This is a genomic window from Sphingomonas sp. GC_Shp_3 (assembly GCF_026540945.1).
Taxonomy (GTDB): Bacteria; Pseudomonadota; Alphaproteobacteria; order Sphingomonadales; family Sphingomonadaceae; genus Sphingomonas.
The window spans coordinates 42187-59359 of sequence record NZ_JALNUT010000009.1 but is presented as its reverse complement, the minus strand read 5'-3'; the positions used below and the strand labels follow the sequence as shown (position 1 = coordinate 59359).

Below are 17173 nucleotides of genomic sequence, written 5' to 3'. Positions count from 1 at the left end.
GCGCCACTCGCTTTAGCGGTAATGCCCCATCGTCACGCGCAGCAGCACCGACTGGTCGGTGATGTTAAGGCCGTAATCGGTCTGGTCGCCGTTCCATACGCGGGACGTGACCCAAGCGCCGTCCTTCAGCGTGCCTTCCTCGACGCGGACGATCATGCCATTGGGCTTGCCACCGGCGCGTGCCGCAAAGTCGAAGCGGATATGGTCGCCCATCACGAGGAAGCTGTCCGCCGAGAGTTGCGCGACCACGCCGCCGCCAACCGGGCGGTTCGCCCATTCGGGCGGGTCCGACTTGATCCACGTCCAGCTTTTCTGCCCGAACTGCCATTCGCCGAAGCCGGCGGTGATCGTCCACTCGCCCATCGTGGTGGATTGCGCAGCGCCGTCCTCCCCCTTCGCCACGCCCCAGGTCGAGTGGCTGGCGGCGATCGTTGCCCAGTCGCCGGCGATGGGGGCGAGCAGCGCGTATTTGTCGGCGATCGCGGCGAGCGTCGGCGCATCCAGCGCCTTGGCACCGAGCGGGTAGTTGTAGTAGCCGGTTTCATCCATGCCGAACGGTGCATAGCCGATCGCGCCGCGCCCCAGCGCCGCCCAGAAGAACCGCGCGAACGCCTCGGCGTTGCCGATTTCCGGCACCATCAGCGCATTATCAGGCCGGGCATAGGCGTCGAGATAGGCGAGCACGTCGGGTGCCTTGCCGTCGTAGATGTCGGGTGCCTCGAAATCGATCGCGGGTGCCGCCGCCTTCCAGATCGGCAGCACGTCCTGCTGCGGGCCGCCGCTCGCCACGCCGTCCGGGTCGGGCACGTTGGACGGCCCGGCGAGTGCCGCGTTGACGTACATCGGCAGCGGCTTCACCGCCTTGCCCGCCGCCGCGATCTCGTTGACGTACGCGGCGGTGTGCCAGGTGTTGAACGCGCGGTCGGCCTGCGCGCCGAACAGCGCGGTCCAGGTGCCGGCGGGTTTGCCGAGCGCCTTTGCCAGCGCGGCCGGCACCGGCTTTGCGAACAGCGCGTTGGCGGCCGCGCCGTAATCGCGCGGGTTGCGATAGCTGCCCGTCTCGTTCTCGGGCTGGACCAGGATCACGGTGTTCTGCGGGTCGTGATCCTTGAGGTAGCGCATCAGCGCGACGAACGCGCGCTTGTCCGCCTCCAACGTGGTGCGGAACATCGCCGACAGCGTACCGTGGTCCGCGCCGGTGCGCGTCTTCATGCGCGGGAAGCGGCGGTTGTCGAGCTTGACCCAATCCGGCGTGTAGCTGGGCGAGGTGTTCTTCCACGTGCCGAACCACAGCAGCACGACCCGCTTATTATGCGCCCGTGCCTGGTCGAGTAGTGTCTGGACGAAGCTGAAATCGAACTGCCCCTCGACCGGTTCGATCTGCTGCCACGCCACCGGCACCTCGACCGTGTTGGCATTGAGCCGGTCGAGCAGCGGCCACACCGCGGGCAGTGCCGAAGGATAATTGCTCGAATTATTGACCTGCGCGCCGAGCATCAGGAACGGTTTGCCGTCGACGATCAGGGTATGACGCGCGCCGTGCGCGTCGAGGTGGGGCAGCGTCGTTTCCTGCGCCAAGGCCGGCGTGGCTGCCGCTGTGGCGAGCAGCGCGAGCGTGATCGCGATCTTCATAACCCCTCCATTGGTCTAGCTATGCGTCAAATGTCGCGTACGATGTAACGGTGATCTTCAACGAACACGTCACGCCACTTGCGCTGGTGAATGAAGATATCATAAGTGAAAATTACAGACGAACAAGCTAGGCTCGGGAGAGAAACGATGACGACGGTGCTGCAAACCCGAGCGGTGGCGCGTGCCGTTCTCACTGCCGGAGCCTCGCTGCTCGCGCTGATCGCCCTGCCCGCCCTCGCTGCCCCGCTCGCCTCGCTTGATCGTAACGGCGCACGCGTATCGGTGGAGCCGTACGCACCCAACATCGTGCGCGTCACCATCGCGATGGACCCCGCGCTCGCCGACGCCCCGCCGGGCGACGGCCCGAACGCAAAGCCGGATGCGACCGGCTGGACGCACACCACCAGCACCGCAGGCGACGTGTTCACGTCCGCAGCCGTCTCGCTCACCGTCAATGCCGAGCCGTGGCCGACCGCGCCGACGCAGATGCAGCGCTATTTCGCGCCGGCGCTGCCGCACGTCGGCATCAGTGTGCGCGGGGCGGACGGCCACACCATCGCCGAGATGACCGGCTGGGAGATGGCCCCGGCCGACGTGAACGGCGAACATACCTTCCACGTCGGCGCGAATTTTGCGGTGCAGCCGGGCGAGCATTACTACGGGCTCGGCCAGAACCAGGAGGGCGTGCTCGACCTGAAGGGCCGCACCATCGAGTGTCGGCACAATTACGACGCGCCGGCGGGTGAAAGCGTCTGCGTGCCGTTCATGGTGACGAACAAGGGCTATGGCATCGTGTGGGACAACCCCTCCGCCACCACCGTGTCGCCCGGCCTCAACAACGCGACGCACTGGCAGTCGAACGTCGGCGAGCGCGTGTCGTTCTTCGTCATCACCGGCGACACCACCGATCAGCTCTATGCCGGCTACGCCAAGCTGACCGGCGCCACCCCGCTCCCGCCCAAGGCGGCGTTCGGGCTGATCCAGTCCAAGGCGCGCTACGAGAGCCAGGCCGAGCTGCTCGGCGTGGCGGAGGGGTATCGCAAGCGCAACCTGCCGCTGGATGTGATGGTGCTCGACTGGTTCTACTGGACGCGGATGGGGCAGCTCGACATCGATCACACCTATTTCCCCGATCCCAAGGCAATGAACGACACGCTGCACAGCATGGGCATGCGCTCGATCGTCAGCGTATGGCCGCGCTTCGAGCGGGAATCGCGTTACTATAACTTCCTCGCCACCAAGGGCTGGCTGCTGCACGACAAGGACGGCAGCGTGGTCGACGGTCTGCCGGTCCGCTCCGACCGGGCAGGCGCGCTGATCGATTCGACCAACCCGGAGGCGCGCGCCTGGTTCTGGGGCAAGATCCGCGACAATATCGCATCGCAGGGCTTCGACTGGTTCTGGCTCGACGAGACCGAGCCGGATCTGGTGCCGGACGGGCACTTCTTCTCGATCGGATCGGGCGACCGCTACCACAATCTGTTCCCGCTGCTGCACACCGGCGGTGTGGCCGAAGGCTCCGCGCGCGACCGGCCGAACCTGCGCAACCTGATCCTCGCGCGCGCCGCCTATCTCGGCACGCAGCGCAACGGCGCATTGTTCTGGTCGTCGGACGTGCAATCGACGTGGGAGGCGCTACGCCGGCAGGTACCCGCCGGCCTCGGCTTTACCGCGACGGGCCTCGCCTACTGGAGCAGCGACACCGGCGGTTGGCAATATCCGAACGGCCCCAAGGCGGAACGTGCGCCGCTGCTCGACCCCGCCGGCGCGACAGCGATGCCGCCGTCGTACACCGACTATCCCGAACTGTTCACGCGCTGGTTCGCGTACAACAGCTTCACGCCGACGCTGCGCATCCACGGCCAGCGCCCGGCGACCGCGCTGTGGGACTACGGAACGGCGGCCGAGCCGGTGCTCGCGAACTTCCTGAAGCTGCGCTACGCGATGGTGCCGTATCTGTATGCATTGGGGTATCAGACCCACAAGACCGGCGCGCCATTCATGCGCGCGCTGTTCATGGATTTCCCGAACGACCCCGCCGTCGCGACGATCGGCGACGAATATATGTTCGGGCCGGCCTTCCTCGTCGCACCCGTCACCACGCAGGGCGTGACCAGCCGCGACGTGTATCTGCCAGCCGGCGCGGACTGGTACGATTATTGGACCAACCATCGCTACACCGGCGGGCAGACCGTGAAGGCGGCCGCGCCGATCGACAAGATCCCGCTGTTCGTGCGCGCTGGATCGATCGTGCCGATGGGCGTGCAGGTGCCGAGCACCGCGACCAAGCAGGCGCTGGAGAGCATCCGCGTCTATCCCGGCCGCGACGCGAGCTTCACGCTGTACGACGATGACGGCGTGACCAACGCCTATCGGAATGGCGGCGGCACATCCGCGACGCTGCATTGGGACGATGCAAACAAGCGGCTTACCGCGTCGGGACGGCTGCCGACCGGTCAGGACGCGGCAAAGCTGGTGCAGGTGGTCCAGCCTGACGCGCGCTGAGGCGAAGCGGCGGGCGACCGCTTGGCGTGTCGAGCGCAAGATTGTGAGCGGCAGGCGGCGGTTCGAGGTGCGTCGATGGTCGATAGGCCAACGCGGGTCAGCGGCTTCCTACGCCGCCGCCCGCCGCCTGGAACAACGCGACCGTATCGGTCAACCGCGCCGCGCGTGCCTGGATCACCAGCGAGCGTGCCTGTGCGTCGGTGCCGGTCGCATTGAGCAGCGCGAGCGTGCCGACATCGCCAAGCGCCAGCTGGCGGCGAATGAAGGTGAGCGCGCGTGCGGAAGCATCGCCCGCGTGCGCCGCCGCGTCGAGCGCATCCGCGTCCGTGCGCAAGCCCGTCAGCGCATCCGAAACGTCGCCGAACGCCTGCAACACGGTTGCGCGATACTGTGCCTTCGCGCCGTCGAGCGCGGCCTCCGCGGCGTGCTGCTGATGCCGCAGCGTGCCGGCATGGAAGATCGGCTGCGTCACGCCGCCGAGCAGCGCCCAGAACGGATTGCCGCTCTGGAAGATGTCGAACAGGTGCTGTGCCGCGCCGCCGGCCTGCGCGCTCAGCTGGATCGCGGGCAGCCGTGCCGCGATAGCAACACCGACATCGGCGGCAGCACCTTCCAGTTGGGCGCGGGCCGCGCTCACGTCGGGCCGCCGCGCCACCAGATCGGACGGCAGCAGCAGCGGCAGGTCGTGCGGCAGCGTCAGCGCGGATAGCGCCGGTAGCGGGGGCAGCGGCGTTCCGGCCGCCCGCCCGATCAGCGTGCCGATCACGACGCGCTGGTGCGCCTCGGCACGAATTAGCGCGGGTAACGCGCTTTGCGCGGTGGCAAGCGCGGCCTGCTGCGTGGCGATGTCGGCGGCACCGACCGCGCCGAGTTGCTGGCGCCGCAGCAAGGTCGCGAGGATATCGCGATTGACCGCCACGCTGGTCTGTCCGGCGGCGATCTGATCGGCAAGCGCGGCGCGCTGGATCACCGCCTGGACGAGGTTGGCGATCACCGTGGTGCGGGCCGCGTCCAACCGGTGCCGCGCGACGTCCGCCGCCGCCCGAGCCGAACGGATGCGCGCGCCCGTGCCGCCGAACAGATCGGGATTGTAGCTGACCGTTACCTGCGCGGTGTGGAGCGTGTAGAGCTGCTGGTTCTGGTCGGCGACAGCGGGCGACAGCGCGTTCGACACGCGCACGCGCTGCGCCTGGTAGCTGAGATCAGCCTGCGGGAGCCGACTGCCGGCGGTTCCGGCCGCCTGTTCCCGCGCCTGCCGGAGCGTCGCGTCGGCGACCATGATATCCGTGGCGTGCGTCTGCGCCTCCGCGACAAGCGCGTCGAGATCGCCGCTGCCGAAGCTGCGCCACCACTCGGCGGGGACCGGCATCAAACTGGTTACCTGATCCGGCCCCTGCGCCGGCGCGAACGCCTGCGGCGCGGTGACCGGCGGGAGCGAGACGGGCGGCAGCGGGTTGCGCGGACCCAGCGTGCAGGCGCTCGCCGACAATGCGAGCAGGCTGGCAAGAGGACGCTTCATGCCAGGATCTCCCCGGTACCGGCTTCGCCATGCGGGTGATGCCCCACGTCACGGCCGTGTGCGCCGCGATCCTCCGGCGGCACCCGCCGCGAGAAGATGTCGATGAGCACCGGCAGCACCAGCAGGATCAGGATCGGCGCGAGCGTCATCCCACCGACCACAACCAGCGCGAGCGGCTTCTGCACCTGACTGCCGATGCCGTTCGACAGTGCGGCGGGCAGCAGCCCGATCGCGGCGACCAGACAGGTCATCACCACCGGGCGCAGGCTGTGCTTCACCGTGGTCGCCAGCGCGCTCTGACGGGTGTTGCCCTCGTCGATCGCATGGTTGAACGTGGTGACGACGAGGATGCCGTCCATCACCGCGATGCCGAACAGCGCGACGAAGCCGATCGCGGAGGAGATGCTGAACGCCGTGCCCGACACCGCCAGCGCGAGCACGCCACCGATGATCGCCATCGGGATCGCCGAGAACGCCAGCAGGCTGTCACGGATCGAGCCGAAATTGCCGTACAGCAGCAGCAGGATCAGCAGCAGGCTGATCGGCACCACCACCTCGAGCCGGGCGACCGCATTGTTGAGGTTGTCGAGTTCGCCCGCCCATTCGAGGTGATAGCCCGACGGCAGATGCACGCTGCGAGTGATCTCCGCGCGCGCCTGCTCGACCGCGCCGCCGAGATCGCGCCCGCGCACCGAGAACTTGATCGGGATGTAGCGCTCCTGATGCTCGCGGTAGATGAACGATGCGCCAGACGTCAGGCGCACGTCCGCAACTTCGGAGAGCGGCACCTGGATCGTGCCGGTGCCGTTCGGGGCCGGCGCGCCGATGGTGATGCGGCGGATCGCATCGATGCCGTCGCGCTGCTCGGGGCGCAGCCGCACCACGATCGGGAAGTGGCGGTCGGTGCCCTTCTCGTACAGGTCGACGGTGGATTGCCCGCCGATCGCGGCGGCGACGGTCGCGTTGACGTCATCCGGCGTCAGACCGTAGCGCGAGGCGCGCGCGCGATCGACGTCGATCCGCACCGTCGGCTGGCCAAGCGACTGGAACACGCCGAGATCGACGATACCCGGCACCTTTGCCATGCGATTCTTGATCTGGTCGGCGTATTTCTCCAGCGTTTCGAGATCCGGGCCGAACAGCTTGATCGAATTGGCGCCCTTCACGCCCGATGCGGCCTCCTCCACGTTATCTTCGATGATCTGCGAAAACGAGAAGTCGACACCGGGGAATTTCGCGGACAGCCGCTTCGACATTTCGTCGGTCAGCGTTTCCTTGGTCACGCCCGCCGGCCAGGTACCGAACGGTTTCAGCGGCACGAAATATTCGGCGTTGAAGAAGCCGGTCGAATCGGTGCCGTCATCCGGGCGGCCATGCGCGGACAGTACCGCCTCGACCTCAGGATAGGTGGCGATGATGCGCCGCACCTCATTCACCACCGGCTGACCCGCCTCCAGACTGATCGAGGCGGGCAACGTCGCGCGGATGTACATGTTGCCTTCTTCGAGATGCGGCAGGAACTCGATGCCGAGCGTGCGCATGCCGATCATCGCCGCGCCCAGCAGCAGCAGCGCGCCGCCGACCGCAAGCACGCGGTTGCCGAGCGCGAAGGCGGCGGCGGGCTCGTACGCGCGGCGCAGGCGCGCCACCACCCGCGTCTCGACCTCGGACAGTTTGTCGGGCAGCAGCATTGTCGCCAGCACCGGCGCGACCGTGAAGGTCGCGATCAGGCCGCCGCTGATCGCATAGGCATAGGTCTTCGCCATCGGGCCGAAGATGTGACCCTCCACGCCCGTGAGCGTGAACAGCGGCAGGAAGCTCGCGATGATGATCGCGGCCGCGAAGAAGATGCCGCGGCTGACCTCGCTGCTCGCCCCCAGCACCGCCGAGAAGCGCGTCGCCATCGTGTAATGGCCGCGCCCGCTTTCGACATGGGCGGAGCGTTCGACCATGTGGCGGAAAACGTTCTCCACCATGATGACGCTGGCATCCACCACCAGCCCGAAATCGAGCGCGCCGACCGAGAGCAGGTTGGCGCTCTCGCCCTGGATCACCAGGATGAGGATCGCGAACGCGAGCGCGAACGGGATCGTCGCCGCGACGATGATCGCGCTGCGCAGATTGCCGAGGAATACCCACTGCAGCACGAAGATCAGCACGATACCGGCGACCAGATTCTCCAGCACGGTATGGATGGTCAGCTCGATCAGGTCGGAGCGATCGTAGATCCGGTCGAGATGGACGCCCGGCGGCAGGATGCCGGAATCATTGATGTCGGCGACTTCCTTCTGCACCGCCTTGATCGTCGGCATCGACTGCGCGCCGCGCTGCATCAGCACGATGCCCTGCACGATATCGTCCTGATCGTTATAACCCGCGATACCGAGCCGGGGCGCGTTGCCGATCACGACATGCGCGACATCCTTGATGAGGATCGGCTGGCCATTGGCGGTGCCGACCAACGCGTTCTCGATTCCCGCAACCGACTGGATCAGGCCGACGCCACGCACGATCGCCGCCTGCGACCCGAAGTTGATCGTCTGCCCACCGACGTTGCCGTCGCTCTTGGAGAGCGCGGCGAGCACCTGCGGCACCGTCATGCCGTGCGCCGCCAGCCGGTCGCTGTCGATCACCACGTCATAGGCGCGCAGCTTGCCGCCCCAGCCGGTCACGTCGATCACGCCGGGGATGCGCTTGAAGCGGCGTTGCAGCACCCAGTCCTGCAAGGTCTTGAGGTCCATCACCGAATAGCCCGGTGGGCCGGTCAGCTTGTAGCGGTAGATCTCACCGACGGGGCTCGTCGGCGACAGCGTCGGCTGCGCACCGCCCTGTAGCGGCGGGAGCTGCGACAGGCGGTTGATGACCTGCTGCTTGGCCTGATCGTTGGTGAAATCGTAGCTGAACTGGATCTTGATGTCGGACAGGCCGAACAGCGAGATCGCGCGGATCGCGGTGAGGTGCGGGATGCCCGCCATGCCGACCTCGATCGGGATGGTGACGTTACGCTCCATCTCCTCGGCGGAGAGGCCCTGCGTCTGGGTGATGACCTCGACCATCGGCGGGACGGGATCGGGATACGCCTCGATGTTGAGGTTGTAGAACCCGATGCCGCCCGCCAGCAGCATGGCGGCGAAAATGCCGACGATCAGGATTCGCGACCGCAGCGAGAACGCGACGATGCGGTTCACGCGCCCAGCCCCGCCTCGTTGACGAACAGCGCGCCGGTCGTGACGATCCGCTCACCCGCGCTCAAGCCGCTCTGGATGACGACCTGTCCGTCCTGCTCGTCCCCTGCGACGACGCTGCGCGACTGGAGCAGGCCATCCGGCCGCACTACCCACACACGCGCCGAATCGCCTTCATGGATCACGGCGGCGGCCGGCACACGCAACGCTTGCCCCGCCTGCGGTCGCTGGATCGAGAAGCTCGCGAACATCTCGGGCTTGAGCGCGCCGCCAGGGTTGGCGATGGTCGCGCGCACCGGCAGGCGGTGCGTCTGCGGGTCGAGCGCCGCGCCTATCAGGTCGATCGTCGCGTGGAAGCTGCGGCCGGGGAGCGCCGGCGTCGTCACCGTCACCTCGTCGCCAAGGTGAACCGCGCTGGCGTCTCCCTCCGCGACCTGCGCGATGAGCCACACGCGCGAGGGGTCGGTGATCGTCATCACCGGTTTGTCGCCGCCCTGCGAGACGAACTGCCCGGCCGACACGTCGCGCGATGCGATCAGCCCCGCGATCGGCGCGTGCAGCGTGGTGCGGTCATGGATGCCAGACACCTCGCCCGCGCCCTCGAGCTTGTCGATCTCGCCAGCCGACTTGCCGAGGATCGAGAGCTTGTCGCGCGCCGCGCCCAGTGCCGCGGCGGCGGTGCGAGCGGTCGCCTGCGCGGCGATCAGGTCGGTCTGCGCCTGCTGATAATCCTTCTGCGCGCCGCCTGCCGTCTCGAAGATCTGGCGCTGGCGTTCAGCATTGCGCGTCGCCGTGGCGAGTTGCGCCTGCGCGTTCTGGAACGCGGCCCGCGCCGAGAACAGCCCGCTGCGTGCATCGACGAAATCGCCGGTCTTGATGAGCAGCAGCGGCTGGCCCTGCTTCACATATTGCCCCGCGTCGGCCAGCACCTGAACGACCTGCCCGGAATAGGGCAGCAGCACCGGCGTGCTGCGATCGCCATCGACACTGATCGCGCCGCTTGCCAGCAGATGCGCGTCCGATGCCTGATAGCCGACCCGGATCGTCGCCATGGCCGCCATCTGGTCGTGCGTCGGGCGGAAGGTGCCCGGCGGCGTCGTGACCGGCACGACCGGCGCGGGGCGGGTCAACGCGGCGACGATCATCCAGACGATGGAGATCGCGACAGCGGCGCCGACGACGATGCCCAGCCAGCGCAATTGGCCGGCGCGGGACAGGGTTGGAGCAGCGGGCAAGGATTGAGGCGTTGAAGAAGCGTGCATCGGTCGCCCTGTTCGGGATGGACTCGCGCCGCTAGGCCGACTGGCTTACAGCGCGCTTACATTTTATAAAGCGCCACGAAATCGACCAAATGCGGATCCTGCTTATCGAAGATGAAGAGGCAGTGGCGGCGGCGCTCGGCGCGGCGCTGTCGCGGCGTGGCATCGCGGTCGACCGGGCGCGGAGCGCAGCGGAGGCGGAGGCGTACCTCGCCGCGATCGACTATGCCGCCGTCCTGCTCGACCTCGGCCTGCCCGACGCGGACGGCATGGATCTGCTCGTCCGCATGCGCGCGCGTGGCGACACCCGGCCGGTGCTGGTGCTGACCGCGCGGGGCTCGATCGACGCGCGCATCCTGGGCCTGACCGAGGGCGCCGACGAGTATATGGTCAAGCCGTTCGATGTCGACGAACTCTACGCCCGGCTGCTGGCGGTGCTGCGGCGCCGCGACGGCCATATCGGGCGTTGGCTATGCTGTGGGGGGCTTCGTTTCGCGGTCGACAGCCGAGTGGCGTTTGTCGGCGAGACGCCGCTGTCGCTATCGGTGCGCGAAACCGAACTGCTCGAACTGTTGCTGCGCCGTGCCGGCCGCGTCGTGCCCAAGCGAATCGCGGAGGATCAGTTGTTCGGCCTCGACACCGATCTCGGCTCGAATGCGATCGAAGTCTATGTCCACCGCCTGCGTAAGCGGCTGGACGAAGCCGCGACCGGAACCCGCATCGAGACGGTGCGTGGCGTCGGATATATGATCGTCCCCGCAGCATGAAGGCGGCTCGATGAGGATCGCGGCACCGCGATCGCTGCTCGCGCAGTTCGTGGTGCTGCACGTCGCGGTGGCCGTGGTGGCCACGGTCGTGCTGCTGTGGAGCGCGACGACGTTGCTTCACCAGACCGCTGACCATTTCCAGCGCAACCTGCTGCGCCAGCAGGTCGAGATCGTCGCCGCCGCCCGACAGCGCGGCGAACAGAAAATCTCGCCCACGGTGTTGAGCGCCGGCATGGCGGTCACCGTGATCGACCGTGATCGCCGTATCGATGGCGCCAGCGGGCCGGCGCGACCCGACGTCCTCGCCGCCGCACCGCTGAGCCACCACCCGCGCTTCTTTCGGCACGGTGATGTCGAAGGGTTCAGCCAACCGGTGGGCGGCGGCTGGATCGTCGCCTCGCAGGACGACACCGATCCGCAGGTGGTGACCGACGACATCGTGCGCAGTTTCCTGAAGCGGTTCGCGCTGATCACCGTGCCGATCGCCGCGCTGGTGCCGCTGATCGGCGTGGTGCTCGCCCGCCGCCTCACGCTGCGCATGCGCAGGGTGTCCGCGACCGCCGCCGCGATCGGGCCGTCGTCTTCCGACATCCGCCTGCCGATCGGTCTGCTGCCGCTGGAGGCAGAGCCGCTGGCGGAGGCGACCAACGCCGCGCTCGACCGGCTGGCCGACGCGTTGCACGTGCAGACAGCCTTTGCTGCCGACGTCGCGCATGAGCTGCGCACGCCGCTTGCCGTGATCCGCCTGCGCGCCGACGCGATCGAAAACCGCGCCGTGCAGGGCGAGATGATCCGCGCGGTCGATCGCGCCGCGCGCGTCATCACGCAGTTGCTGGTGCTTGCCGAACTGGAGCAACCATCGGCGCTCGGCATGACGGCGGTCGCGCTCGATCGCCTCGCCGAAAATGTCGTGGCAGACCGGGCGCCGGCGATCTTCGCGGGGCAGCGGACGATCGCGCTTGACGCAGCGGCAAACGTGCCGCCAATCGAAGGTTACAGCGAGGCTATCGCACTCGCGCTTGGGAACCTGATCGACAACGCCACCAAATACACACCCACCGGCACCGCGATTGTCGTGTGTGTCGGGCCGGGCGCGCAGTTGAGCGTCAGCGATGATGGGATCGGCGTACCCGACGCGCACCTGAGCCGCCTCAAGGACCGCCTGTGGCGCGGCAGCCCGGAGCGCATCGAAGGCTCCGGCATCGGCCTGTCGATCGTAGACCGGATCGCGCGGGCCCATGGCGGCGGTCTTGCGGTGGAACGCGGACCGGGCGGTACGGGTCTCACCGCCCGCATCACGCTCTTCGGCGAGCCGGCGGCCTGATCTGGCGTAGCGACGCTATCTGACCACTTCCCAGACCAGCACCGGCGAGTTGCGGATGACGACCGGACGCAGCCAGGGGAAGGTATCGCCCCGTTCTAGTCTTGCCCAAAATCCGTGCGGAGCGAAGTGCTTGTACATCTCCGTCTCGTTCGGACCCGGACAGCCGACCACATAGGACGCGCCGCTCTCCAGCACCCAGCGGTGCGCCGTTGCGGGATCGGCCATGAACGTCGCCATCGCGCGGTGGATCGCGGCGAGATTGCGGTGGTATCCGCCCGCGATCGCGCTGTGCGTCGTCGTGGCGAGGATCTGCGGGGTAACATCGACCGGGGCGAACAGCTTGGCGGTGGGAAGCGCGGCGAGATCGGAAATCTCATGCATTCCGTCGCAGGGCGGGCGCGTCAGCGCGACCGAAGGTGCCCCGCGCACCGTGGCAGCGGGCGCAAACCCGAACAGCGCGGCCGCCGCCAACCCGGGGGTCGCCGCCATCAATGCGCCCGCCGTCGCCGCGATCCGCTTCGGCAGCATCCGTACTGCACGCGCGCGCGTCAGCATCGCATGCAGCGCCCATGCGCCACCCGGCAACGCCAGCGCGTTGGCGGTCGCGCCGGTCCGGATCACCAGCAGCGACAACGCGAAAGTCGAAGCCGCCAACGCCAGCAGCATGGTCCAGCGGATCCGCGCCTCGCCGGTACTTGCGCGCCACGCCAGCGCGCCTCCGATCAGGCCGGTGATCGGGAAGCCTACCGTCATTGCCGCCCAGGATGGAACCTGCTTCCAGACCGGCAGGCCCTCCGCCACATTCTCATACCAGAAGCGCCGAACGAAAGGGTCGAGCCCCGCGAACGGCCCCCTCAGGCATTGCGGGCTGATCGCAGCCAGCGTCGCCAGCGCGGCACCACCCGCCGCGGCCAGCATGGCCAGGCGCACGATCAGCGGCATGCGGTACGACAGCATCGGCACCGTCGATCCGAGTGCGGCGACGGCCAGCGCGGCGATCCAGGCGGGTGCGATCGCGTCACACGCCGGGCTGAACATCGCCGGCCCGCGCGTCGCGACGTGGAGGATCAGGGTCAAGCCGGCCACCGTCCAGATCGCGACCAGCGCCTGCTCGCGGCGGGCCGGCACGAGCGCACCGGCAAGCATCGTCACGCCGACAATCGCGGCGGTGACCGGCAGGCCTTCCAGGGAAATGGTGAGGAGGACCGCCAGCGCCAGCCCCATCACCGCGCCGGACCGCCGGTCCGGTCTGCCGACCAGCGCGACCACGGCGAGCAGCGCGAACGCGATCTGCCAGCCGTGATGGTCGATCCGCAACGGACGAAGCTGATAGAGGAGCGGCACCGACAGCGGTGCCAGCAGAACGGCGGATTTCGCCTGCTCCATGCCGCTCAGCCGCCGGGTGAGTTCCGCGCCTAGCGCCATGACCGCCAGTAACGTCAGCAGCGGCACCGTCGTAGCCGTGATGCGGGTCGACAGCGCCTGCCCAAAGACAGGGTCGAGCAGTGCCATCATCAGCGCGAGCGGCAGATCGACCAGCCGCGACCAGTGCATCGCGAAATGCCCGTCCCACAGCCGATGCTGGCTAACGTCCCACCAGCTTTGGCCGCCAAGCCAGTCACGGACCTGCGCCAGCCGCATGGCGTCGTCCGGATCGGGGAACCACAGGTGCGCGATCGCGCGCGCCGACACCAGCACCAGCACCGCCGCCGCCAGCGCCCAGCCGGCGAGGACCACCGGCCAGAGCCGTTCCCGCGTCATGCCGCGCGGCGGGCGGGAACGTGCCGGACGCTGGCCAGCGCGGCGACCGCGCCCTCGTTGCCGGATTCGTGATATTCGGCGTCTTCGTTGACGTTCCAGATGTCGTAGACGCGCGCGCCGTGCGCGATGTTCTTGACCGTCAGCATCGCGGTCATCATCGCGTGATCCTGGTTGTTGTAGCGGTGCATGCCGTTGCGGCCGACCAGGTGGAGCGTGGGGTAGCGATCCTCCAGATCCCGGCGCAACGCCTCGACGTTCTCGCGGTAGGCATCGTCATAGACCGGATAAGCCTTCTCCTGCCGTACCACTACGCCGCCGGTTACCATCTCCGGCTTGGCCAGTCCGAGCAGATCGAGTTCCCGCGTGGCGAGCGCAACGAGGTCCGCGTCCGACGCATTCCACAGCCCGTCGCCCTCAAAACAGAAATATTCGAGGCCGACGCAGGCGATGGTGTCGTCCGGCACCATCTCGGGCGACCAGCTCCGGAAGTTCTGGACGCGACCGACCTTCACCCCCTCCTCGTGGATGTAGATCCAGTTGTCCGGGAACAGGTCTTCGGACCGGATCATGAGCGCGACCGTCAGGAAGTCGCGGTAGTTCAGGTCCATCGCCGCCGGGATGCTCGCCGGGGTCGGCTGGACACGCGCCGCCAGTTCCCGCATCGGCGCGGAAGAGATGACGTGGGCGGCGTTGATGGTGACGGTCTGGTCCTCATGCGTCGCCTGCACGTTCCAGCGCTGCGTCGCGTCGTCGAACCGCAATGCCTTCAGGGCATGGCCCATCAGCACGCGGTTGCCGCCCGCGACCACCCGGTCGCGCGCCGCGTCCCACATCATGCCGGGGCCCTTGCGCGGGTAGCGGAAGCTCTCCAGCAGCGTCTTGGTCGCCATGCCGTCATTCGGTTTCTTGTTAAGGCGCAGCGACCGTTTCAGGCCGTCGATCACAGCCTTGCCCAGGCTCAGCCCCTTGATCCGCTGCGCGGCCCAGTCCGCCGACATCTCGTCGCACGGCATGCCCCACACCTTCTCGGTATAGGTCTTGAAGAAGATCGAATAGAGCTTGTGACCGAATTGGTTGACCACCCAGTCCTCGAAGCTTTTCACGTCCTTCTTCGGCAGCAGCCGTGCCTTGGCATAGCTCGCGATGCACAGCGTCGAGGTCCAGATGCCGAGATTGAACAACGCCTCGAACGCGCGCAGCGGATAGCTGTAGAACTTGCCGCCGTAGAAGATGCGGCTCATCCGCGGCCGCTCGATGAAATCGTCCGGCAGGATCTCGTTCCAGAGATCGACCACTTCCCGCGACTTGGAGAAGAAGCGGTGCCCGCCGATGTCGAAGCGGAACCCTTCGTGTTCGACGGTGCGGCTGATGCCGCCGACATAGACCGGGTCCTTTTCGATCACGACGACCGAGAAACCGAGCTTGGTCAGCTGATAGGCGGCGGTCAGCCCGGCAGGCCCCGCGCCGATGATCGCCACGTCGACATTATGGTCGCGGTGCATGGAACGCCGTCTCCTGTGTGAAACCCACGTGCGGCTATGCCAACCAAACCCTAAACTGCGGTTAACCACGGGCGCCGCAGGTGTGCGGGCGCGAAAAAGCGCGTAGGACACGCCGATGCAGCGACAGCGGACCGATTGCCCATGGTGGCAGCGCGGGGTGATCTACCAGATTTACCCGCGCTCTTTTCAGGACAGCAATGGCGACGGCGTGGGCGACCTCGCCGGTATCGAGGCGCGGCTGGATTATGTCGCGACCCTGGGTGTCGACGCGATCTGGCTGTCGCCGGTCTTCCCCTCGCCGATGGCGGATTTCGGCTATGACGTGGCGGATTACTGCGGGATCGAGCCGATGTTCGGCGATCTTGCTGCGTTCGACCGCCTGCTCACGGGCGTACACGCGCGGGGGCTGAAGCTGCTGCTCGATTTCGTGCCGAACCACAGCTCAGACCAGCACCCCTGGTTTGCAGAAAGCCGCGCCTCACGCGACAGCTCGAAACGCGATTGGTACATCTGGCGCGACCCGGCGCCGGACGGCGGGCCGCCCAACAACTGGATCAGCGATTTCGGCGGGTCGGCGTGGGAATGGGATGTGGCGACCGGGCAATATTACCTGCACGCCTTCCTGAAGCAGCAGCCCGACCTCAACTGGCGCAACCCGGCCTTGCGCGCCGCGATGATGGACGTGCTGCGCTTCTGGCTGGATCGCGGCGTGGATGGCTTCCGGATCGACGTGCTGTGGCACATCGTGAAGGCGGAGGGTTTCCCCGACAACCCCGTCAACGTCGACTGGACACCGGACCGGACCGAGCGCGACCGCCTGATCCAGCGGCATTCCACCGACCAGCCGGAAGCGCACGCCATCTCCGCCGATTTCCGCGCGCTTGCCGACAGCTATGGCGAGCGGGTTTTGGTCGGCGAGATCTTCCTGCCGAACGACCGCCATGCCCGCTGGTTCGGCACGCCCGAGCGGCCGCAGGTCCACCTGCCCTTCAACTTCCAGTTGATTGAGAACCGGTGGGACGCCGCCGTGCTGCGCCGGGTGATCGCGGACTACGAGGCGTCGCTGCCGGCGCATGGCTGGCCGAACTGGGTGTTCGGCAGCCACGACGCGCCGCGCATCGCCGCACGGATCGGCAATGCGCAGGCCCGCGTCGCGGCGATGCTGCTGCTCACGCTGCGCGGCACGCCCACGCTGTACCAGGGCGACGAGATCGGCATCGGCGACGTCCCGATCCCGCCGGAGCGCATCCGCGATCCGCAGGATCTGCGCCAGCCCGGCCTCGGCATCGGTCGCGATCGGTCGCGCACCCCCATGCCGTGGGACGGATCACCCTTCGCCGGGTTCAGCGCTGTCGAGCCGTGGTTGCCGCTCAATCCGGACTGGCCGACGCGGAATGTCACCACCCAGTCTGACGATCCGGATTCGCTGCTGACGTTGTACCGATCGCTCCTGACGCTGCGCCGCGCGCAGGATGCGCTTTCAATCGGAGATTTCGCGCTGGTCGACGCCGACGAAGACGTGCTCGCGTTCGAGCGGTGGCATGGTGACGACCGGTTGCTGGTCGCACTCAACCTCGGCACGCAGCGGCGGCGCCTGCCGCTGCCGGCACACGGCGCGATCGGTGCGGTCCTCGCCTCGACCTTGCCGCCGCGCGTGCTTGACGGATCGCTCGCCCCCGACGAAGGGCTGGTCCTGCGGCTGGAGGAGGCACGCTGACC

The 17173-nt window shown here is 67.7% G+C and carries 10 protein-coding genes; 4 read left to right on the top strand and 6 right to left on the bottom strand.

Going from position 1 to position 17173, the window contains the following annotated elements; translation table 11 throughout:
* Positions 1-12: 12 nt before the first annotated feature.
* Positions 13-1632: a DUF5597 domain-containing protein gene (locus OXR00_RS15510; RefSeq protein WP_267389181.1), complete on the bottom strand. Its 1620-nt coding sequence runs from the start codon at positions 1630-1632 to the stop codon at positions 13-15.
* A 147-nt stretch (positions 1633-1779) separates the two neighbouring features.
* Between OXR00_RS15510 and OXR00_RS15505 the strand changes: the two genes are divergently transcribed.
* Positions 1780-4137 carry a glycoside hydrolase family 31 protein gene (locus tag OXR00_RS15505; protein WP_267389180.1) on the top strand — a complete coding sequence of 786 codons (2358 nt, stop codon included), beginning with the start codon at positions 1780-1782 and terminating at the stop codon, positions 4135-4137.
* Positions 4138-4234: 97 nt separating this feature from the next.
* On the opposite strand, the gene OXR00_RS15500 is transcribed toward OXR00_RS15505, so the two are convergent.
* From OXR00_RS15500 to OXR00_RS15490, 3 genes are read right to left on the bottom strand one after another with little or no spacing between them, the layout of a single operon-like run.
* Positions 4235-5656: an efflux transporter outer membrane subunit gene (locus OXR00_RS15500; protein WP_267389179.1), complete on the bottom strand. Its 1422-nt coding sequence runs from the start codon at positions 5654-5656 to the stop codon at positions 4235-4237.
* Positions 5653-8844 carry a CusA/CzcA family heavy metal efflux RND transporter gene (locus OXR00_RS15495; RefSeq protein ID WP_267389178.1) on the bottom strand — a complete coding sequence of 1064 codons (3192 nt, stop codon included), beginning with the start codon at positions 8842-8844 and terminating at the stop codon, positions 5653-5655. Before OXR00_RS15495 ends, OXR00_RS15500 begins: the two co-directional genes overlap by 4 nt.
* Entirely contained in the window at positions 8841-10103 is a 1263-nt protein-coding gene (locus OXR00_RS15490; protein WP_267389177.1) for an efflux RND transporter periplasmic adaptor subunit, read from the bottom strand. The genes OXR00_RS15495 and OXR00_RS15490 overlap by 4 nt, the downstream gene beginning before the upstream one ends.
* 89 nt (positions 10104-10192) lie before the next feature.
* Between OXR00_RS15490 and OXR00_RS15485 the strand changes: the two genes are divergently transcribed.
* Entirely contained in the window at positions 10193-10867 is a 675-nt protein-coding gene (locus OXR00_RS15485) for a response regulator (RefSeq protein WP_267389176.1), read from the top strand.
* Positions 10868-10877: 10 nt separating this feature from the next.
* Positions 10878-12191, top strand: a complete 1314-nt coding sequence (locus OXR00_RS15480; RefSeq protein ID WP_267389175.1) for a HAMP domain-containing sensor histidine kinase — start codon at positions 10878-10880, stop codon at positions 12189-12191.
* Positions 12192-12206: 15 nt separating this feature from the next.
* On the opposite strand, the gene OXR00_RS15475 is transcribed toward OXR00_RS15480, so the two are convergent.
* Together OXR00_RS15475 and OXR00_RS15470 are read right to left on the bottom strand one after the other, a co-directional pair.
* Complete coding sequence (locus tag OXR00_RS15475) at positions 12207-13952, bottom strand: hypothetical protein (protein ID WP_267389174.1); 1746 nt, start codon at positions 13950-13952, stop codon at positions 12207-12209.
* Complete coding sequence (locus OXR00_RS15470) at positions 13949-15454, bottom strand: NAD(P)/FAD-dependent oxidoreductase (RefSeq protein WP_267389173.1); 1506 nt, start codon at positions 15452-15454, stop codon at positions 13949-13951. Before OXR00_RS15470 ends, OXR00_RS15475 begins: the two co-directional genes overlap by 4 nt.
* A gap of 115 nt (positions 15455-15569) precedes the next feature.
* Between OXR00_RS15470 and OXR00_RS15465 the strand changes: the two genes are divergently transcribed.
* Positions 15570-17171: an alpha-amylase family glycosyl hydrolase gene (locus OXR00_RS15465; RefSeq protein ID WP_267389172.1), complete on the top strand. Its 1602-nt coding sequence runs from the start codon at positions 15570-15572 to the stop codon at positions 17169-17171.
* Positions 17172-17173 lie beyond the last annotated feature (2 nt).